This window comes from Stenotrophomonas sp. PS02300, from assembly GCF_029959395.1.
In the GTDB taxonomy this organism is placed as follows: Bacteria; Pseudomonadota; Gammaproteobacteria; order Xanthomonadales; family Xanthomonadaceae; genus Stenotrophomonas; species Stenotrophomonas maltophilia_AD.
Genome location: NZ_JASCOP010000021.1, coordinates 25487 through 45695, shown reverse-complemented (window position 1 = coordinate 45695; position 20209 = coordinate 25487). Strand labels below are relative to the sequence as shown.

Below are 20209 nucleotides of genomic sequence, written 5' to 3'. Positions count from 1 at the left end.
CATTGACCGGAGGCGGTAGCGCACGACCGTTGGTCGTGCGGCCCGTCCGCCGAACCGCTGCATGAACGCGCTGCGCCTGCGCGACACAGCGTCGCATCCGCCCCCTGCCCAACGGGGTGAAATCAGGGTAAAATGTCGCGCTTCCCCACATCTCGGGTATGCCGATGCTGCGCATCCAGGCTGAAGCACTGACTTACGACGACGTCTCGCTCGTCCCCGCCCATTCCATCATCCTGCCCAAGGATGTCACCCTGGAAACGCGCCTGACGCGCGACCTGCGGCTGAAGCTTCCGATCCTGTCGGCTGCCATGGATACCGTCACCGAAGCACGCCTGGCCATCGCCATGGCCCAGCTCGGCGGCATGGGCATCATCCACAAGAACCTGAGCGTCGACCAGCAGGCCGCCGAAGTGGCCAAGGTCAAGAAGTTCGAAGCGGGTGTCATCCGCGACCCGATCACGGTCGGCCCGGAAACCACCATCCGTGACGTGCTGGCGCTGACCCAGGCGCGCAACATCTCCGGCGTGCCGGTGGTCGATGGCGGCCAGCTGGTGGGCATCGTGACCCACCGCGACATGCGCTTCGAAACCGAGCTGGACGATCCGGTCCGCCACATCATGACCAAGAAGGATCGCCTGATCACGGTCAAGGAAGGCGCCGCGTCCGAGGAAGTGCTGCAGCTGCTGCATCGCAACCGCATCGAAAAGATCCTGGTGGTCAACGATGATTTCGCCCTGCGTGGCCTGATCACCGTGAAGGACATCCAGAAGAACACCGATTACCCCAACGCCGCCAAGGACATCGCCACGCGCCTGCTGGTGGGTGCCGCGGTGGGCGTGGGCGGCGATACCGATCGCCGCGTCGAAGCGCTGGTCGCTGCCGGCGTGGACGTGCTGGTGGTGGACACCGCGCACGGCCACTCGCAGGGCGTGCTGGACCGCGTCAGCTGGGTCAAGAAGCACTTCCCGCAGGTGCAGGTCGTGGGTGGCAACATCTGCACCGGCGAAGCCGCACTGGCGCTGCTGGACAGCGGCGCGGATGCGGTCAAGGTCGGCATCGGCCCGGGCTCGATCTGCACCACCCGCGTGGTTGCCGGTGTGGGCGTGCCGCAGATCACCGCGATCGACCTGGTGGCCGAAGCGCTGCAGGACCGCATCCCGCTCATCGCCGACGGTGGCATCCGCTACTCCGGCGATATCGGCAAGGCGCTGGCCGCCGGTGCATCGACCATCATGATCGGCGGCCTGCTGGCCGGTACCGAGGAATCGCCCGGTGAAACCGAGCTGTTCCAGGGCCGTTCGTACAAGAGCTACCGCGGCATGGGTTCGCTGGCGGCGATGGAGAAGGGGTCCAAGGACCGCTACTTCCAGGACGCCTCCAGTGCCGACAAGCTGGTGCCCGAAGGCATCGAAGGCCGCGTGCCGTATCGCGGCCCGGTCGGCGGCATCATCCACCAGCTGATGGGCGGCCTGCGCGCCACCATGGGCTACGTGGGCTGCGGCACCATCGAAGACATGCGCAGCAAGCCGAAGTTCGTCAAGATCAGCGGCGCCGGCCAACGTGAGAGCCACGTCCATGACGTGCAGATCACGAAAGAACCGCCGAACTACCGGGCTTGATGGGCCGGTGAGCAAAGAGGAACGAGGAAGCTGATTCCCGTTCCTCTTTCTCTATCTGCCCTCCGTTCTGAATTCCGTTTCTCCGTTTTCAACCTGCATTTCCGGGCGCCATGACCAACATCCATAACGACAAGATCCTCATCCTCGATTTCGGCGCGCAGTACACCCAGCTGATCGCGCGCCGCATCCGCGAGCTCGGCGTGTACTGCGAAATCTGGGCGTGGGACCACAACCCGACCGAGATCGCCGCGTTCGGTGCCAAGGGCATCATCCTGTCCGGTGGCCCGGAATCCACCACGCTGCCGGATGCGCCCGCCGCGCCGCAGGAAGTGTTCGACAGCGGCCTGCCGATCTTCGGCATCTGCTACGGCATGCAGACCCTGGCCGCGCAGCTGGGCGGCGCCACCGAAGCGGCCGACCAGCGCGAATTCGGCCATGCCGAAGTCAACGTGGTCCACCCCGATGCGCTGTTCAAGGGCCTGAGCGACCACGGCGGCGAGCCGCGGTTGAACGTGTGGATGAGCCACGGCGACCACGTGTCGGTGGCACCGCCGGGCTTCACCATCACCGCCACCACCGACCGCATTCCGGTGGCCGCGATGGCCAACGAGGAAAAGCGCTGGTACGGCGTGCAGTTCCACCCGGAAGTGACCCACACCCTGCAGGGCCAGGCGCTGCTGCGCCGCTTCGTGGTGGACGTGTGCGGCTGCCAGACGCTGTGGACGGCAGCCAACATCATCGACGACCAGATCGCCCGCGTGCGCGAGCTGGTGGGCGATGACGAAGTGATCCTGGGCCTGTCCGGCGGCGTCGATTCGTCGGTGGTGGCCGCGCTGCTGCACAAGGCGATCGGCGACAAGCTGACCTGCGTGTTTGTCGACACCGGCCTGCTGCGCTGGCAGGAAGGCGACCAGGTGATGGCGATGTTCGCCGAGCACATGGGCGTCAAGGTGATCCGCGTGAACGCGGCGGACCGCTACTTCAGCAAGCTGGAAGGGGTGAGCGACCCGGAAGCCAAGCGCAAGATCATCGGCAACCTGTTCGTGGACATCTTCGATGAAGAGTCCAACAAGCTCAGCAACGCCAAGTGGCTGGCGCAGGGCACCATCTACCCCGACGTGATCGAGTCGGCCGGCAGCAAGACCGGCAAGGCCCATGTGATCAAGAGCCACCACAACGTGGGCGGCCTGCCGGAGCACATGAAGCTGGGCCTGGTGGAACCGCTGCGCGAGCTGTTCAAGGACGAAGTGCGCCGCCTCGGCGTCGAACTCGGCCTGCCGCGCAGCATGGTCTACCGCCATCCGTTCCCGGGCCCGGGCCTGGGCGTGCGCATCTTGGGCGAAGTGAAGCGCGAATACGCCGAGCTGCTGGCCAAGGCCGATGCGATCTTCATTGATGAGCTGCGCAAGGCCGACCTGTACGACAAGACCAGCCAGGCATTCGCGGTGTTCCTGCCGGTGAAGTCGGTGGGCGTGGTCGGTGATGCCCGCGCGTATGAGTGGGTGATCGCGCTGCGCGCGGTGGAAACCATCGACTTCATGACCGCGCACTGGGCGCACCTGCCGTATGACTTCCTGGGCACGGTAAGCAACCGGATCATCAATGAGCTGCGGGGGGTGTCGCGGGTGGTGTATGACATCTCGGGCAAGCCGCCGGCCACGATTGAGTGGGAGTGAGTTGAAAGAAGGGCGCCGCAAGGCGCCTTTCTTTATTGGGGAACCGGGTAGGTATCGACCGTTGGTCGATACGCGCTGCCCCGTCGCTTGACCTCTTAGACTACCTACTAGTAGGATTGGTCAATGGATACCGTCCTCTCCCCCAAAGCCGCCGAAATCGTCGCCCACGCCCGCATGTTGCTGGAGGCGGGCGGCTACAACGGCTTCAGCTATGCCGATATCTCGGCCAGGGTGAACATCAGCAAGGCCAGCATCCACCACCACTTCCCGAGCAAAGCAGAGCTGGTTCGCACGGTGGTGGTGCTTTACCGCGCTGAGGCCCGTGAAGGGCTGGCCATGCTGGACCGGCAGTTGGGTGATCCGCTGAAGGAGCTCAACGCCTACGTCGACTACTGGTCCAGCTGCATCGCAGGGGGCACGGCCTCGTTCTGCATCTGCGCGATGCTGGCGGCGGAGTCGCCGATGATCCCGCCGGAAATCGCCGAAGAAGTGCGCGGGCACTTCGAGGATCTCAGCGGCTGGTTGACCGCCACGCTGGAGAAGGGCGTGGCGCAGGGCCAGTTCCAGCTGCAGGGCGCACCGTCGGACGAGGCCAAGGCCTTCATGGCCTCCGTGCACGGGGCGATGCTGGCCGCGCGTGGGTTTGGTGATGCGCAGACCTTCGCAGCCCTGGCGCAGCTGTCGGTTGCGCGGGTGACTGCGCAGCGTTGAACGGTTTTTCGTAAGCCCGCCTCGCGCGGGTTTTTTCATGGCCATCGCGCCTACCTACTAGTAGGTTTACTTGAGAACCCTCCAATGACACATCCGCTCTCGGCACTCGGTGTACTGCACACCGCCATCAGCCTCATTCCCGTATTTGCCGGTCTGTACGGCTTCGTGCGCCACCGGAAGATCGACCCCGCCACCGGGGCCGGCAAGCTCTATCTGATCGGTCTGGTGCTTGCTGTGGCGACCTCGTTCACCGTCTCCAGCACCGGTGGCCTCAATCCCGGCCACGCCTTCGGCATGGTGGTGCTGCTGGTGGCGTTCGGCGGAGTGCTGGTGAACCGGCTCGGCTTCCTGGGGCGACTGCGACCGTATCTGTCCGCGTTCGCGCTTTCCTTCAGTTTCCTGCTTGGGTTGGTGCCTGCCGTCAATGAATCGCTGACCCGACTGCCGGTGTCGCATCCGCTTGCCGCCGCACCGATGGCGCCGGTAGTGCTGCAGACCCTGCTGGGTTGCTTTGTCGCGTTCCTCATCGGCATCGCCGCGCAGGGCTGGATGATCCATGCGCGTAACAAGCGCGTGCAGGGATGACGCCGTCAGCAGCCGGTCAACGCATAGGCGTTGGTGCTGCCGCGGTGCTGCTCGCGATACGTGGTGGGGCTGAGTTCGGTCTGCCCGCGGAAATGCCGGCGGAACGACTCCTGTGAGCCAAACCCCGCCTGTTCGGCCACCCAGTGCAACGGGCGGTCGGTGGTTTCGAGAAGTTCGCGCGCGAAGGCCACGCGCTCGCGGATCAGCCAGTCGATCGGTGACAGGCCGGTGGCTTCCAGGAACTGCCGCTGCAACGTGCGCTGGCTCAGCGAGGCGTGTTCTGAGAGGCTGCGCAGCGAGTGCTCTTCGCGCAGGTTGCGGCGGATCCATTCCATCAGGCGGGCCAGCCGCGTGGGCTCGCCGTTGGGAATCGAACGCACCACGCGCTGGCTGCGTTCGGCATCGCGCCACGGTGCCAGCACCAGTCGTTCGGCCACCCGATTGGCCACGTGCGCGCCGTAATCCTTGCGCACCAGGTGCAGCATCATGTCCATGCCGGTGGCCGAGCCTGCCGAGGTGATGACCGTGCCGGTGTCGACGTACAGCACATCCTCGCGCACGGTGATGGCGGGGAATTCGCGCGCAAGGGTTTCGGTCAGGCGCCAATGCGTGGTGGCGCTGCGGCCGTCGAGCAGGCCGGCCCAGGCGAGTACGAACGCGCCGGAGCAGATCGAGGCGATGCGTGCGCCGCGTCTGTGCGCGCGGGTCAGTGCATCGAGCAGCGGCTGTGGCGGGCGTTCGCTGGGGTCGCGCCAGCCGGGCACGATGATGGTGTCTGCGTGGTCGAGCGCTTCCAGGCCGTGTGGCAGCTGCACCTGGGTGCTGCCGAGCATGCGCAGGGCGCCGGGTTCTGCGGCGCAGAGCTGGGTGGTGTACCAGGGGACGTCGAGTTCGGGGCGGATCGGGGCGAACAGGCCTACTGCGCAGCCGAATTCGAAGAGGCCTTGGCCGTGGGCGGCGACGATGGCGATGGTGGGGGGCGCTTGGGGGGCTGGCATGAGGTGATGCTATCCAGCTCTACGTGGGACACGCATGGCGTGTCGCTACCTCGTTATTCCCTGTGGTCATGTGGGTGGCGGGATGTGGGGTGCGGGTGGCGTGTTGGTGGCTGTTGCCGGATGAGCGCTGTTTGTTGAATGGGGGCCTGTCCTCGATCAGGTCCCGACATGCTGCTGCGTCCGCTTTCCGTGATGATCGCCTTCGTCCTTGCCGCCCCTGCCATGGCCGCCGGACCCGACACTCCGCCCGAGGCATTGGCCAGCGCGTCAGTGGCTGCAGCTTCCACGCTTGATGCAGTGGTGGTGACCGGCTCGCGTACCAGCAACCGCACGGTGAAGAACAGCTCCACCCCGATCGATGTGGTGTCGGCCGAGGACCTGGTGGCTACCGGACAGGCCAACCTGCTCGAAGCACTGCAGCGCAGCCTGCCGTCGCTGAGCCAGATCGGTGGCTACCAGAGCGACCAGGAAAGCCTCATTCGCGGCTACCAGCTGCGCAACCTCTCGCCGGGCTACACGCTGGTGCTGGTCAACGGGAAGCGCCGCAATGCCAGCGCTTATGTCAGTGGCGCCAACGGCGGCGGTTTCCCGGGCCACGCGTGGACCGACCTGGCGCTGATTCCGGTCGCTGCCGTGGACCACATCGAAGTGCTGCGCGATGGCGCGTCGGCGCTGTATGGCTCCGATGCGATCACCGGGGTCATCAACGTGATCCTGAAGTCACAGGCGCAGGGCGGCGATGTGTCGGTGGAAAGCGGGCAGAGCATCGATGGCGATGGCACCCGCACCAGCGTGCGCGCCAACGTCGGCCTGCCGTGGGGCGCGGATGGCTTCGTGAACGTGTCCGGCGAGTACACCCGCCAGCACCATGCGATCCGACCGCGCCGTTATGTCGACGACTACCTGAGCTATCCGGCCATCGATGCCAACGGCAACCTGGTGGCGCTGCGCCCCAACAACCGGCTGCCGCCCAACACGACGGAGAACCCTGCCGAGGCTACGCGCAACCCGGAGGCCAACACCATCCTGAGTTCGCCGTCGTACACGCTCAAGGCACTGGCGGCCAATGTCGGCCATGGCCTGGGTGAGAACGCGCAGTTCTACGCCACCGCCACGGCCAGCGACCGCACCGCGCAGGCGATCCAGAACTTCCGCCTGCCGGCGACGATCTTCGGCACCTACAAGGCGCCCACGGTGTTGAACGTCTGGCCGGATGGCTTCCTGCCGATCCTGCAGACCAAGGAAAAGCAGACCACCGGCACCGCCGGGGTGAAGGGCAGCTGGGCAGGATGGGAGTACGACACCAGCCTGACCGCCAACCGCAGCACGGTGCGCACCTATACGCGCGATTCGGCCAACTTCTCGCTGATCTATCCCGGTGCACCCACCGACTTCTACGTGGGCCGCCTGGACTACCAGCAGCGCATCGCCAACCTCGACCTGCGCCGCGGGTTCGATGTCGCCGCGTTTGCCTCGCCGCTGCAGGTCAGCGCCGGTGCCGAGTACCAGCACGAGAAGTACGAGCGCGGGGCAGGGCAGTGGGAGTCGTATACGGGCTTTGGCGCAGCCGCCTTCGTCGGGTATTCCACCGCCGATGCGGTGGAGGCGACCCGCAACAGCAAGGCGGTGTACGCCGGCGCGGCCACCAACGTCACCTCGCGCTGGTACCTGGATGCGGCGGCGCGCTGGGAGGACCACTCCGACTTCGGCAGCGTGTCGACGGGGCGCCTCACCACGCGCTTCGACTTCACCGATGCGTTCGGCGTGCGGGCGACGGTGAGCAACGGCTTCCATGCGCCGAGCCTGGGTGCGCAGTACTACCAGGCTACCGGCAGCTGCCCGTGCGGCACCACGCTGGTGGCGCAGGTGTCATCGCCCGCTGCCATCGCGCTGGGTGCCACGCCGCTGCAGCCGGAAAAGGCCAACAACTACAGCCTCGGCGTGACCTGGGACCCGAACCCGGCCTTCCACCTGGCGCTGGATGCGTACCAGATCGACATCCGGGGCCAGCTCGGCCAGTCCAGCCAGATCGGCTACAACGCGCAGGACCCCAACCGCATCACCGACAACAGCGGTACGGTCCTTACGCCTGCGCAGATACAGACGATCGATACGCTGCTGGCCAGCGCCGGCATCAGCATCCTGCCCGGCGACGCGTTCTATGCCAGCTACTTCACCAACGTCGGCGACACCCGCACGCGTGGCCTGGAACTGACCCTCGAAGCGAACCAGGAAACCGGCTGGGGAAAGCTGCGCTGGAGCTATGCCGCCAACGTCGGCCGCACCACCATCCAGAAGGTGCGTGACATCCCGGTGGTGCTGCAGGGCCTGCCCAACATCAACCTGCTGACCAGGTCGAGCGAGTACGCGCTGCGCTTCCGCACGCCGTCCTACACCCAGGTGGCGGGGTTGGGGTGGCAGCAGGGGCGCTGGCGCTCGAACCTGGATTTCACCTACTACGGCCCGATCAAGCGGCTCAACAACGGGGTGGAGTACCGGCAGCCGCCGGTGCTGGTCACCAACCTGTCCGGCGGGGTCGAGCTGGGCGGCGGCTGGAGCGCGACGCTGGGCATCAACAACCTGTTCGATGAACGCACCCGCAAGGTGCCCGAGTACGCGCGCAGCGCCACCGACGTGGCCAGCATCGAAACCACCTGGGACACCGGCGATGTGCTGAGCACCATCGGCGCGTTCTGGTACGGCCGCGTCCATTACCGCTTCTGAGGGAGAGCTGCATGTCCACCGTCTTGAACGTTGTTGCCCTGGTCGGTTCGCCGACCTCCTCGACCACCTCGCGCACGCTGTTGCTGGTGCGCCACCTGCTTGACCAGCTTCGGCTTCGGTTGCACATGGACGTGCAGCTGATCGAACTGGCGCCCATCGCGCGGTCACTGGGCCAGGCGCTGACCCGTGACGAGGTGGAGCCGCGCATCGAGCAGGCGCTTGCGCGGATCGAAGCGGCCGACCTGCTGATCGCCGCCGCGCCTGTGTATCGCGGCTCGTACCCGGGGCTGTTCAAGCACCTGGTCGATTTCATCGGATTGGACGCGCTGGTGGATACCCCCGTGCTGCTGGCCGCCACCGGCGGCAGCGAACGCCACGCGCTGGTCATCGACCACCAGCTGCGGCCGCTGTTCAGTTTCCTGCAGGCGCACACACTGCCGATCGGGGTGTATGCCACGCCGGCTGATTTCGACGACGTCGAGATTCGCAGTGTCGCGCTGCAGGCACGCATCGAGCTGGCTGCCGAACGTGCGGCCAGCCACCTGCAGGCCGCACCGCCGATGCTGCTGCGGCGGATTGCCTAGGCAACGCCATAACCGCCAGCAGTCTGGTTATGGCCAACGCGCATTTGCGTGGCCGGATCCGACCGTCGATTGTCGAATTGCGGCGCAGCCCCGCGCCGGTCCTTCTCTAGCATCGATAGTCCAACGGCACCGCAGTGCCGGCCAGATCGAGGAGCGTTTCGTGTCTGCACAGCCCACCCACAAGCCGATCCTGTTCCTGCTGGATCGTGAGTTCGAAGACGGCCAGCTGCCCGGGCAGCGCTTCTTCTGCCGGCACAGCCTGCTGCTGGAGGGGGCGCTGTCGAGCATTGATGGCCTGGATACCCAGCTGGATGTGCGCCGCATTGGCTTCGCCCGGCCGCGCCGCGAAGTAATCGCCGAGATCGGCGAGCAGGACCAGTCGCTGCCCAAGCTGGTGTTGCCACAAGGCGTGCAGTCGACGCATGCCACCGGCACCCACGACGAGCGCCAGGTGGTGTCCGGTGCCGAGCCGATCCTGGCCGCGCTCAACGGCCTGCTTGGCATTCCCGTGGCCCACCCCTGAGGACGATGCGATGAGCTACCTGATCAGCGTGCTCGACAAGAGCCCCGTGCGCGAAGGCGGCACCGCCGAGCAGGCGCTGCGCGACAGCCTGCGCCTGGCGTTGCATGCCGAGCACCTGGGCTACCACCGCTACTGGTTTGCCGAGCACCATGCCGCGCCACAGCTGGCCAGCCCGGCACCGGAAGTGCTGGCGGCCTGGGTACTGGCGCAGACGCGCCGGATCCGCGTCGGTACCGGTGGCGTGATGCTGCGCCACTACGCGCCGTACAAGGTGGCCGAAACCTTCAACCTGCTGGCCAGCCTGGCACCGGGGCGGGTGGATCTGGGCGTGGGCAAGGCACCGGGTGGGCTTCCCGCGTCCACGGCGGCGCTGGCCGCGGGACGCCCGCCGGCGGGGCCGTTCGAGCAACAGCTGCACGATCTGGAAGGCTTCCTGTCGGGCACGCTGGCGGACGATCACCCGCATGCCAACGCGCAGGCGCGGCCGCTGCCGCAGGCCGGGCCGGCGCGGTTCCTGCTCGGGGCCAGCGCGCAGAGTGCGCGGCTGGCCGGTGAGCTGGGCTGGGGCTTCGTGTACGCGGCGCATTTCGATGGCGATCCGCGCAGCATCGAAACCGCCTTCAACGCCTATCGCGAGGTGTCATCCCAGGCACCGCTGCTGGCCACGGTGGCCTTCGCCGCGCGCAGTGCGGATGCCGCGGCCGCGCAGCTGGGCGCGCTGCGCATCTACAAGCTGCACCTCGGGCCGGGGCAGACCGTGAACCTGCCCAGCGCCGAAGCGGCGGCCGAGTACGCGCGCCAGGTCGGCGTGGTCGACTACCGCATCGAGGAAACCCATCCCAGCGTGCTGTCCGGCGATGGCCACCAGGTGCGCCGTGCACTGGACGAGCTGCACCAGCGTTTCGGTGTCGGCGAATTCATCCTGGATGCGCCGGTGGCCGACGTCGATGCACGCCTCACTTCCCTTGAACTGCTGTCGCCCGCGCCGCGCGCGGCGGTGGCCTGACCCCCAGGAGCGTCGCCATGAGCAGGACCCCGCGTCCCATTCCCTTCGGCATCATGCTGCAGGGCCCCGGCAGCCACATGCATGCCTGGAAGCACCCCTCCAACGTGGTCGATGCCAGCGTCAATCTCGAGTACTACATCGACGTGGCGCGCACCGCCGAGAACCACGGCATCGCCTTTGGCTTCGTGGCCGATGGGCTGTACATCAACGAGAAATCCATTCCGCACTTCCTCAACCGCTTCGAGCCGATCACGCTGCTGTCGGCGCTGGCCACGGCCACCTCGAAGATCGGCCTGGCCGGCACGCTGTCCACCTCCTACAGCGACCCGTTCACCGTGGCGCGCCAGTTCGCGTCGCTGGACCTGATCAGCGGCGGGCGCGCCGGCTGGAACGTGGTGACCTCGCCGCTGGAAGGCTCCGGCCGCAACTACGGCCGCGCGCACCCCGAGCACGCGCTGCGCTACCAGATCGCCGATGAGTACCTTGAGGTGGTGCAGGGCCTGTGGGATTCGTGGGACGACGATGCCTTCGTGCGCGACCGCGACAGCAGCACGTTCTTCGATCCAGGGAAGTTCCGCCGCCTCGACCATAAGGGAAAGTTCTTCCAGGTCGAAGGCCCGCTCAACATCCAGCGTTCGCCGCAGGGCCAGCCGGTGATCTTCCAGGCCGGCGCCTCCGATGATGGCATCGCGCTGGCCGGCAAGTACGCCGATGCGGTGTTCACCCATGCGCCATCGCTTGAGGAAACGCGTGCGTTCACCCAGAAGGTGAAAAATGCGGCAATCGCGCATGGCCGCAGCGCGGCCGATGTGAAGATATTCCCCGGCATCGGCCCCATCGTGGGCCGCACCGCCGAAGAAGCCGAAGCGAAATACCAGGCCATTGCGGCACTGGCCACCCTGGATGACGCGCTGGCCTACCTGGGCCGCTTCTTCGACCACCACGATTTCACCCAGTACGCACCGGATGCGCCATTCCCGGCGCTGGGCGACATCGGCAGCAATTCATTCCGCTCCACCACCGACAAGATCAAGCAGGATGCGCGCGAGCAGGGACTCACCCTGCGCCAGGTGGCGCTGCAGGCGGTGAGCCCGCGGCCGAACTTCATCGGCACGCCGGAGCAGGTGGCCGATGAGCTGATCCGCTGGTTCGAAGCCGGGGCCAGCGATGGTTTCATTCTGGGCTTCTCCGTGCAGCGCGAGGGCCTGGATGATTTCGTCGACCTGGTGCTGCCGATCCTGGCTGCGCGCGGTTACCACCGTGGCACGCTGGAAGGCACCACGCTGCGCGATCACTTGGGCCTGCCGCGCAAGGCCAGCCGCTTCGCGGCCGATGCCGTGCCCGCGCGCAAGGCCGGTTGAGAGCGCAATGACCGTCCTGCAGCGGCCCCCGTTGGATCTTTCCGCAACGACCGTTGGCGTCCTGCCGCAGATCGCGGCACGCATCGATGATGCCATCGCCATCCGCCACGATCTGCACCGGCACCCGGAGCTGGCGTTCGAAGAACACCGCACCAGTTCACGCGTGGCCGAGCTGTTGCAGCAGTGGGGCTACCAGGTCACCACGGGGCTCGGTGGCACCGGCGTGGTCGGCACGCTGCAGCGCGGGCAGGGGACCCGTCGCCTGGGCCTGCGCGCGGACATCGATGCGCTGCCCATCCACGAAGATTCCGGGCTGGCCTATGCCAGCCAGCGCGACGGCTTGATGCATGCCTGCGGCCACGACGGGCACACCGCCATCCTGCTGTCGGCTGCCCACTACCTGGCACGGCACGGACGCTTCGATGGCACCCTGCAGCTGGTGTTCCAGCCGGCGGAAGAGACCGGTTCCGGCGCCACGAAGATGATCGACGACGGCCTGTTCGAGCGCTTTCCGGTGGATGCGATCTACGGCCTGCACAACTGGCCGGGCGTGCCGACCGGGCACTTCGGGTTCGTGGATGGACCGGCGATGGCGTCGGTGGATTGGGCGCAGCTGCGGGTGGTCGGCAATGGCGGGCATGGTGCCGAGCCGCAGCATGCGGTGGATCCGATCCTGGCGGCCGCGCATATCGTCACCGCGCTGCAGAGCGTCGTGTCGCGCAACGTGGATCCGCGCCAGATGGGCGTGGTGACGGTGGGCTCGATCCATGGCGGCAAGGCCGCCAACGTGATTCCCGACGTGGTGGAGCTGACCCTTACCGTGCGCGCCTACCTGCCCGAGGTGCGTGACACGCTGCGCCGGCGGGTGATCGACATCGCCGAACAGACCGCTGCCGCGTTTGGTGCGCGTGCGGAAATTTCCTTCCCGCGAGGCTTCCCCAGCGTCATCAACCACCCCGAGCAGACCGCGCTGGTCCGCGACGTGGCACACGCCGCGTTCGGGCGCGGGCAGGTGGTGGAGGACTTCGCGCCGCGCACCGCGAGCGAGGACTTCGCATTCCTGCTGCAGGCACGGCCGGGCAGCTTCGTGTTCGTCGGCAACGGCGACAGCGCGCCGCTGCACAGCCCGCGCTACGTGTTCAACGACGCGGCGATAGCGCCAGCGGCCAGCCTGTGGGCGCGGCTGGCCGAACACTACCTGGTGGAGTCCACGACATGAGCGAGCGCTTCCTGTACACCTCGGTGAACGACCCGCTGGCGCAGCCGCTGTTCGACGGGCTGGAGCGCGAGTACGAGACCCGCTACGCCGACGTGCAGCGCCGGATCGGCGGCACCGCCCGCGAGGAACTGCAGCGCTATCCGGCCGAGGCCTTCGCCGCGCCGGTGGGCGCCTTCGTGCTGCTGCTCCGCGATGGCCAGGCCATCTCCGGTGGTGCGTTCATGCCGCACCGCGACCCGGATACCGCCGAGTTCAAGCGGATCTGGACGCTGCCCGGCCTGCGCCGCCAGGGTATCGCGCGCCGGGTGCTGCAGGAGCTGGAGGACCAGGCACTGCGACAGGGCTACCGGCGCGTGTTCCTGACCACCGGCTTCCGCCAGCCAGAAGCGGTGGGTCTGTACCTGACCCACGGCTACACCGCGTTGTTCGACCTGCAGGCGGACCCGGAGACGGTGGCGCATCTTCCCTTCGAGAAGCATCTGGGCCAGGCGCAGCCGGTTACCGCCGTTGCGCAGGCGCTCGAGCTTGGGGCACACGCATGAGCACTCCTTCGTCTGCGTTGGGCGGGGTGGCAACGGCGACCCGGTCGGCATTGCGCATCGTGCCCGCGCGACACCCGCTGCAGCTGTTCGGCACGCTGCTGGCGCTGGCGCTGATCCTGCTTGCGGTGCAGTCGGTGCTGGGCAACCCGCGCTGGGGCTGGGGCACGTTCGCGGAATGGTTCTTTGCGCGGCCGGTGTTGGAAGGCCTTGCGCGCACGCTGTGGTTGACGGCGCTGGGTACCGCATTCGGCTTCGCGCTGGGCACCCTGCTGGCGCTGGCCAGGGTCTCCGGTTCGCCGCTGCTGGCGGCGGTGTCGTGGGGCTATGTGTGGCTGTTCCGCTCGATTCCGCTGCTGGTGCTGCTGTTGCTGCTCAACAACCTGGGGTACCTGTACAGCACCATCGCGCTGGAGGTGCCGTTTACCGCGATCACCTTGTTCTCCTATCCCACCACGCAGTTGATCGGGGTGTTCACCGCCGCGGTGCTCGGCTTGACCCTCAACCAGGCCGCGTTTTCCGCCGAAGTCATCCGCGGCGGCATCCTGTCGGTGGATCACGGCCAGTACGAAGCAGCCGCTGCACTGGGGCTGCCCCGCGGGCGCCAGATCCGCCGCATCATCCTGCCGCAGGCAATGCGCTCGATCCTGCCGGCGGCGTTCAACGATGTGATCGGCTTGGCCAAGAGCACCTCGGTGGTCTATGTGCTGGCCCTTCCCGAGCTGTTCTACACCGTGCAGGTGATCTACCGGCGCAACCTGGAAGTGGTGCCGCTGCTGATGGTGGCCACGGTCTGGTACCTGGTGATACTGACCGCGCTGTCGCTGGCCCAGCACCGCATCGAGCGCCGCTTCGCGCGCGGCCAACTGCAGCGTGAGCGCAGCGTTTCGCGGGTGGTGTCACGACCGCGCAGCACGCCAGCGGCCGCGACGGGTGTCGCCACGCGGCGGGAGCATTCCGTCCCGGTGGCGGCCGGGCAGGGCGCGGCCGTGTCGGTGCAGGGGGTGAGCAAACACTTTGCTGAGACCACGGTGCTGGACGACGTGCGGCTGGAACTGAAGGCGGGCAGCGTCACCGTCCTGGTGGGGCCGTCGGGTGCCGGCAAGTCCACCCTGCTGCGGCTGATCAACCACCTGGAGCGCGCTGACGGCGGCGTCATCACCGTCGGCGGGCAACTGGTGTGCTACCGCCGTGATGGGGACACGCTGTACGAGCTGCCCGAAGCCGAAATCCGCCGCCGTCGCGCGGAGGTGGGCATGGTGTTCCAGGCGTTCAACCTGTTCCCGCACCTGACCGTGCTGGAAAACATCATCGAGGCGCCCATTGCGGTGCGTGGCATCCCGCGTGCCCAGGCCGAACAGCAGGCCCATGACCTGCTGGATCGGGTGGGGCTGACGGAGAAGGCGAACGCCTACCCGCGCGAGCTCTCCGGCGGGCAGCAGCAGCGCGTGGCCATTGCCCGTGCGCTGGCGCTGCAGCCGAAGGTGCTGTTGTTCGACGAGCCGACCTCGGCGCTGGACCCGGAGCTGGTCGCCGAAGTGCTCGGGGTGATCGAAGAACTGTCGCAGTCGGGCACCACGCTGGTCATCGTCACCCATGAGCTGGGCTTCGCGCGGCGGGTAGCCGACCACGTGGTGATGATGGACCAGGGACGGGTGATCGAGCAGGGACCGCCGGAGCAGGTGTTCGACCGGCCGCGCCAGCAACGTACCGCCGAGTTCCTTGCCAAGACGCTATGACCGTCAACTTCCAGGAATCCCCATGAGCAGCACGCGAACCCGCCGTCTTCCCGTCAGCACCGTCGTCATCGCCACTGCATTGATTGCCGGTGTCGGCGCGATCGTCTATTCGCGCGTGACCGCCGCTCCGGAACCGACCGCAGCGGCTGCATCGCGACAGGCCGACTTGGCCGCACTGGTCGGTACGCCCGATCCCAAGGCACAGGCGTTGATTCCGGCCGGCTACCCATTCGTCACCCCGGGTACGCTCACCGTGGCCACCCATCCCGGGCAGCTGCCGCTCGCCGACTATGGTGCCGACAGCAGGCAGATCATCGGGGTCGAGCCGGACATCGCCAAGCTCATCGCCGATGGGTTGGGGTTGAAGCTGGTCCTGGTGCCGGTCGCGTGGGCGGATTGGCCGCTGGGGCTGGAGTCGGGCAAGTACGACGCGGTGCTGTCCAACGTGACGGTCACCGAAGAGCGCAAGAAGAAGTTCGATTTCTCGAGCTACCGTTTCGACCTGCTGGGTATCTATACCCGCACCGATGGACCGCTGCAGAAGATCGAGCGGCCCGCCGACGTGGCAGGGTTGAAGGTGGTGCTGGGCGCCAGCACCAACCAGGACCAGATCCTGCGCCAGTGGGACAGGCAGAACATCGCCGCCGGTCTGAAGCCGGTGGAGTACCAGTACTTCGACGACGCCGTGGTGGGCCGGTTGGCGGTGATCACCGGGCGCGCGGATGTGTCGTTCGAACCCAATGCCACCGGCGCGTACTCCGCGCGCGATGGCAAGGTGCGGCGCATCGGCCTGTTCCCCGGCGGTTGGCCGGACGCGGCGGCCATCTCGGTGACCACGCGCAAGGGCAGTGGCCTGGCCACCGCCATCACCCAGGCCCTCAACACGCAGATCGATTCCGGCACCTACGCCCAGGCGCTGAAGCGCTGGAACGTAGGCGAAGAAGCGGTAGCGCGCTCGGAAACCAATCCGCCGGGTTTGCGCACCTTGTGACGCACCCGCGTAGAGCCACGCCCTGCGTGGCTGCACCAACCGGTTCAAGCGCAATCACCAAACCGCCTCCAAGGTCCGGAACGGCGTGCTGACCAGAACCCCCTTCGCATCAAAGTCCTGCACCACCCGCCCATCCACACGCACCTGCTTGGGCCGCGTACGCGAAGGCCACCACACCCGGACCGCAGCGTCTTTCCGCAGCCCCTTGCCCAGCGTCACCTTCAGCGTATCGCCACGCTGCACCGCGTCCATCTGCAGCGTGCCGAACGCGGTCGGCAGCCGCTCCACTGCCAACCCGTCGCCTACCAGCCACGACGGCGGCGTACCCGGCAGCAGCGACAGCGCATCATCGTCTTCGCGCATCAACATGCCGAACAACGTGCGCCCGTACTCCGCACCGATCCACGTGTGCGGCATGTCACCCAGGTAGCGCGGGAAGCGCAGCCGCGAGTGCACCACTTCGGCCAGCACCTGCCACTCCAGCGGGCGGCGGTCGCGCAGCAGGCCCTGCAGCAGCTCATCGGCAGCCTCGGGCTGGTCCAGGTGCACATAGCTGAGCACGTTGCGGATTTCATACGGGGTGTAGGCGTACAGCGCGTCCGGCTGGTTGCGCCTGCGCACGTCTTCCAGGTAGCGCGCGAAGGTGGTGCGCAGCGCCTGTTCGGGGAGCACGTCCTGCGCGCCGGTGGGGTCCAGCGCGATCGAAACGCCGGTGGGGTCGCCATCGCCCAGATCGGCGGAGGAGGGAATGAAGTCGATGCCCTTCCACGCCATGGTGGCGCGGATCGAAGCGGCCAGCGCGTCATGCAGCAGGCGGTATTGTTGGCGTGCCCACGCGGCGGTTTCGTGATCCCCCAGCGATTCGGCCAGCCACGCGCCGTCATGCCAACCCTTCAGGCCCCAGTAGTCGTCCCAGTAACTGTGGGTCGGCGAAGGATAGCCTTCGTGGCTGATCGATGGTGCCAGGATGCCGGCGAACCGCTCCGGCGCGGGCTGGCCGGCCATGTAACCGGGCACCAGCGTGCGCTCGCGCAGCTCCTGCAGGAAACGCAGCGCGGCCTTTACCTTCGGCAGGTAGGCGCGTACCGATTCCGGGCCGCCATCCAGCCGCGCGACATCGGCCACCAGCGCAACGTACTGGCCCTGGCTGTCGTACTCGATATCCGAGCCGAACCCGGTGTTGACGCTGCCGTCGTTGTTGAGGATCGGCGACACCAGGCCGTTGGCGTGCACGCCGTGCCCGGTGTACCAGGCCAGGTAGTCGCGCGCGATGCGCGATTCGCCCATGCGCAGCAGTACCGCCGAGGTGGCCATGCCGTCGCGGATGAAGGAGCGGTTGTAGTTGCGTGGGCCGGGTTGCATCGCCGGGCCGGTCTGGTTGATCAGCATGTAGGCTGCCTGGGCGCGCAGCATGTCCACCAGGGAGGGGTCGGGCAGGCGCAGGCCGACCTGGCCCAGGCGCGCCTGCCAGTCGTTGGAAACGCGGGTGGCGAGGGCGTCGAACATCCCATCCGGATCCTGCGTTTTCGTGCCGAAGGCTATCGCTGGCGGCTCCGGAAGCACGCCGCCACTGTCGGCAGCCGCGATACCCAGCGGGAACGCGACCACGACCGAGTGGGTAGCACCCGGGGCGAGATCGATGCGGTAGCCGAGGGCGGCCGCTGCCAGGCCATCCGGGTCATCGGCCTGTTGCGCATTGGGCAGTTCGCCCTGCGCCACCGCGGTGGTGATCTCGGTACGGCCATCGGGGCCGAACGGCGCCACGCCCGAATCATCCACCGGCGTCAGCGAATGCAGCAGTGAGCGCCCGTTGACCCGCACCGTGGTGCCGTCGATGGCCACCGAACGGATCGGCGAGAGGCCTCCGTTCTGCCACGGCGGATTCATCTGCATCGGGCGCGTCACCAGCGACAGAGTGCCGGCGATGGGGGTCGTGCCAACGTTGTGCAGAAGGTGGCGCACCAGCGTGACCGGCTGGCCGCCCAGTTCCACCGCAAACGCCTCGCTCTTCAGTTCCAGGCCAGGCTGCGGCTGCCACGTGACCGACGGCATCGGTTTCCAACCGTCGCGCAGCGCATGCTGCATCGGTTGGTCGGCGGCGCCGGCCGCGCTGCCATCGGCATTGCGCCAGATCGGCTGTACCAGCGGTGCGCCCTTGAACGCTTCGATGTTGCCGAACTCGTCGAAGATCGATTTCTGCAGGCCACCGTGCACGCCCACGGCCGTCCAATAGGTCTGCTGCATGTGCAGGGAGGCCGGGAACAGGGCGCGCTGCGCGCCGCTGGCGGCGGTCTGGTAGCGCTTCATCGGCGTCATCACCGCGGCCGGCCCGAGCAGGCGCAGCCGTGCGATCTTCGGTGCCTCGCCCTCCACCAGCAGGCGCAGCGCATGCGCGCTGACCGGCGCGGTGCCGGCCAGCCAGCTCTGCTGCCGGCTGCCGGCCTGTGGGTCATGCGCCAGGTCGGTCCAGCGCCCCTGTGCATCCTGTACCTGCAGCCGTGCGCTGCCGTGCGCGCCCGCCCAGTCCACTGCCAAGCCGGTGGTAGAGAGGGCCTTTGGCAGGGCGATGTTCAACACATGGCTGCCGTCCTTGTCCGCAGGAATGGCCACCGCGCTGCCGCCTTGCCACAGCGTCGCCGCTTGTGTGGCATCCAGCCCGGAAATGCGGGCCGTTGCGCGCCGGTCCAGCGGTTCGAGTTCGAAGATCGACACGCCCCAGTCCGAGGTGCGCTCCGGACTGGCGAGCCGCAGGTAGCGGGCCTGGCGCGGCGCGAAGTAGAGCGTTTCGATACCGCCCAGCGAATCGCGCATGGTGTAGGCGGTCTGCCACTGCCTGCCGTCCAGCGAGGTCTGCAGGCTGTAGCCCTCCGGGTTCGAAACATCCCAGGTGAGCCGGGTGCCGCTGAGCGAGCTGGGCTTGCCGAGATCCACCTGGAACCAGTGGCCCGGGCTGAACGCTCCGCCGGTCACGGTTTTGGGATCGCCGTCGATCAGGTGGCTCACCGCCATGGCGGGAACCTGCTGGGAGGAACTGCTGGCCCGCCATTGACTGCGGTCAGGCAGGTCCTGGGCGAAGCAGGCTGAGGCAAACGCGAGGCCAAGCATGGGCCGCAGCACCATGCGCCGACGTACATACACACCCATCAAGACAACCCTCCTGCTACGGCCTCGCCAGTGAGGCGGGGCCAACCGTAGCAGTGGTTGTAATCGGTTACATGACGCGTTGCAGTATTGCGTCCTCCGGAGGGGCGCAGGAAGCCCGGTTGACGGATTGTCAGGTGCTGCAGGCCCTGACTTGACAGGCTGCCCGTTCAGCAACGCGACGGAACTACTGAGACTGGTTCCCGAAGTCACTGCCATCCGGCTGTCGACGCATTCGAACCATCAACGGGGAAAACCACATGATCAGCATTCCAGTTTCTGACACCTCCCACGCCCGCCTGTCCCGCGTCTCCCGCTGGCTGTGCAGCATCGGCTACGCCGCGCTTGCGGTGTTCTTTGCCTGGTCGGCCCTGAGCGGGCATCGCCAGGCCGAAGCCATCCTCAAGGATGCGGCGACCGTGCAGGCACCGGTACAGGTCGACCACATCGAGGAAAAACGCCGCAAGGGGCGGGTGTCCTACCAGTACCACTTCCGCTACGACTTCAGCGTCGATGGCGTTGAATATACCGGCCACTTTTCCACCTCCGAAGACAACGCCACGCCGTACCTGGGCGAAGCGCCGCAGGTCGACGTGGCTTACGCACGCAGCAACCCCGCGCAGTTCGATCGGCTTGATCGCCTTGAAGGCCAGAAGGGGCTGGGGTCGGTGCTGGGCCGGGTGATCGTGGCGCTGGGCATGCTGGCGATCCTGGCCTTCGTGGTGCACCTGCTGGTGACCCGCAAGCTGTTCGTGCGGCAGGGCGCTGCGGTTCCTGCGGCCTGAGCCATGGT

16 protein-coding genes are annotated in these 20209 nt (G+C 67.2%); 14 read left to right on the top strand and 2 right to left on the bottom strand.

Going from position 1 to position 20209, the window contains the following annotated elements; translation table 11 throughout:
- Positions 1 to 164: 164 nt before the first annotated feature.
- From guaB to QMX79_RS06545, 4 genes are all read left to right on the top strand, one after another.
- Positions 165 to 1619, top strand: coding sequence for an IMP dehydrogenase (guaB, locus tag QMX79_RS06560; protein ID WP_282245539.1), 1455 nt, complete (start codon positions 165 to 167; stop codon positions 1617 to 1619).
- A 110-nt stretch (positions 1620 to 1729) separates the two neighbouring features.
- Positions 1730 to 3295 (top strand): glutamine-hydrolyzing GMP synthase, encoded by a 1566-nt coding sequence (guaA, locus tag QMX79_RS06555; RefSeq protein ID WP_282245537.1) that lies wholly within the window; start codon positions 1730 to 1732, stop codon positions 3293 to 3295.
- A 123-nt stretch (positions 3296 to 3418) separates the two neighbouring features.
- Entirely contained in the window at positions 3419 to 4006 is a 588-nt protein-coding gene (locus tag QMX79_RS06550) for a TetR/AcrR family transcriptional regulator (protein WP_282245536.1), read from the top strand.
- Between the two features lie 84 nt (positions 4007 to 4090).
- Positions 4091 to 4591 (top strand): hypothetical protein, encoded by a 501-nt coding sequence (locus QMX79_RS06545; protein WP_282245534.1) that lies wholly within the window; start codon positions 4091 to 4093, stop codon positions 4589 to 4591.
- 5 nt (positions 4592 to 4596) lie between these two features.
- On the opposite strand, the gene ftrA is transcribed toward QMX79_RS06545, so the two are convergent.
- Complete coding sequence (gene ftrA, locus QMX79_RS06540; RefSeq protein WP_282245532.1) at positions 4597 to 5589, bottom strand: transcriptional regulator FtrA; 993 nt, start codon at positions 5587 to 5589, stop codon at positions 4597 to 4599.
- A gap of 168 nt (positions 5590 to 5757) precedes the next feature.
- Between ftrA and QMX79_RS06535 the strand changes: the two genes are divergently transcribed.
- The 9 genes from QMX79_RS06535 (at position 5758) to QMX79_RS06495 (ending at position 16275) form a co-directional block, all read left to right on the top strand.
- Complete coding sequence (locus QMX79_RS06535; protein ID WP_282245530.1) at positions 5758 to 8313, top strand: TonB-dependent receptor; 2556 nt, start codon at positions 5758 to 5760, stop codon at positions 8311 to 8313.
- Between the two features lie 11 nt (positions 8314 to 8324).
- A complete protein-coding gene (gene msuE, locus QMX79_RS06530) occupies positions 8325 to 8897 on the top strand; it encodes an FMN reductase (RefSeq protein WP_282245527.1) in 573 nt (190 codons plus the stop codon).
- A gap of 160 nt (positions 8898 to 9057) precedes the next feature.
- Positions 9058 to 9420, top strand: a complete 363-nt coding sequence (locus QMX79_RS06525) for a DUF3088 family protein (protein ID WP_282245525.1) — start codon at positions 9058 to 9060, stop codon at positions 9418 to 9420.
- 10 nt (positions 9421 to 9430) lie between these two features.
- Entirely contained in the window at positions 9431 to 10426 is a 996-nt protein-coding gene (locus QMX79_RS06520) for an MsnO8 family LLM class oxidoreductase (RefSeq protein WP_282245523.1), read from the top strand.
- 17 nt (positions 10427 to 10443) lie between these two features.
- Positions 10444 to 11787, top strand: coding sequence for an LLM class flavin-dependent oxidoreductase (locus tag QMX79_RS06515; RefSeq protein WP_282245521.1), 1344 nt, complete (start codon positions 10444 to 10446; stop codon positions 11785 to 11787).
- Between the two features lie 7 nt (positions 11788 to 11794).
- The gene (locus QMX79_RS06510; RefSeq protein ID WP_282245520.1) at positions 11795 to 13006 is read left to right on the top strand and encodes a M20 aminoacylase family protein; all 1212 of its coding nucleotides are present in this window, start codon (positions 11795 to 11797) and stop codon (positions 13004 to 13006) included.
- A complete protein-coding gene (locus tag QMX79_RS06505) occupies positions 13003 to 13548 on the top strand; it encodes a GNAT family N-acetyltransferase (protein ID WP_282245518.1) in 546 nt (181 codons plus the stop codon). The genes QMX79_RS06510 and QMX79_RS06505 overlap by 4 nt, the downstream gene beginning before the upstream one ends.
- On the top strand, positions 13545 to 15284 hold the full coding sequence (locus QMX79_RS06500) for an amino acid ABC transporter permease/ATP-binding protein (RefSeq protein WP_282245515.1): 1740 nt from the start codon (positions 13545 to 13547) through the stop codon (positions 15282 to 15284). Before QMX79_RS06505 ends, QMX79_RS06500 begins: the two co-directional genes overlap by 4 nt.
- A gap of 22 nt (positions 15285 to 15306) precedes the next feature.
- Positions 15307 to 16275, top strand: a complete 969-nt coding sequence (locus tag QMX79_RS06495) for an ABC transporter substrate-binding protein (protein WP_282245513.1) — start codon at positions 15307 to 15309, stop codon at positions 16273 to 16275.
- Between the two features lie 54 nt (positions 16276 to 16329).
- Here the strand turns inward: QMX79_RS06495 and QMX79_RS06490 are convergent, their stop codons facing one another.
- On the bottom strand, positions 16330 to 19380 hold the full coding sequence (locus QMX79_RS06490; protein ID WP_282245511.1) for a discoidin domain-containing protein: 3051 nt from the start codon (positions 19378 to 19380) through the stop codon (positions 16330 to 16332).
- 296 nt (positions 19381 to 19676) lie between these two features.
- On the opposite strand from QMX79_RS06490, the gene QMX79_RS06485 reads away from it, so the two are divergent.
- Positions 19677 to 20201, top strand: coding sequence for a DUF3592 domain-containing protein (locus QMX79_RS06485; RefSeq protein ID WP_282245509.1), 525 nt, complete (start codon positions 19677 to 19679; stop codon positions 20199 to 20201).
- Positions 20202 to 20209 lie beyond the last annotated feature (8 nt).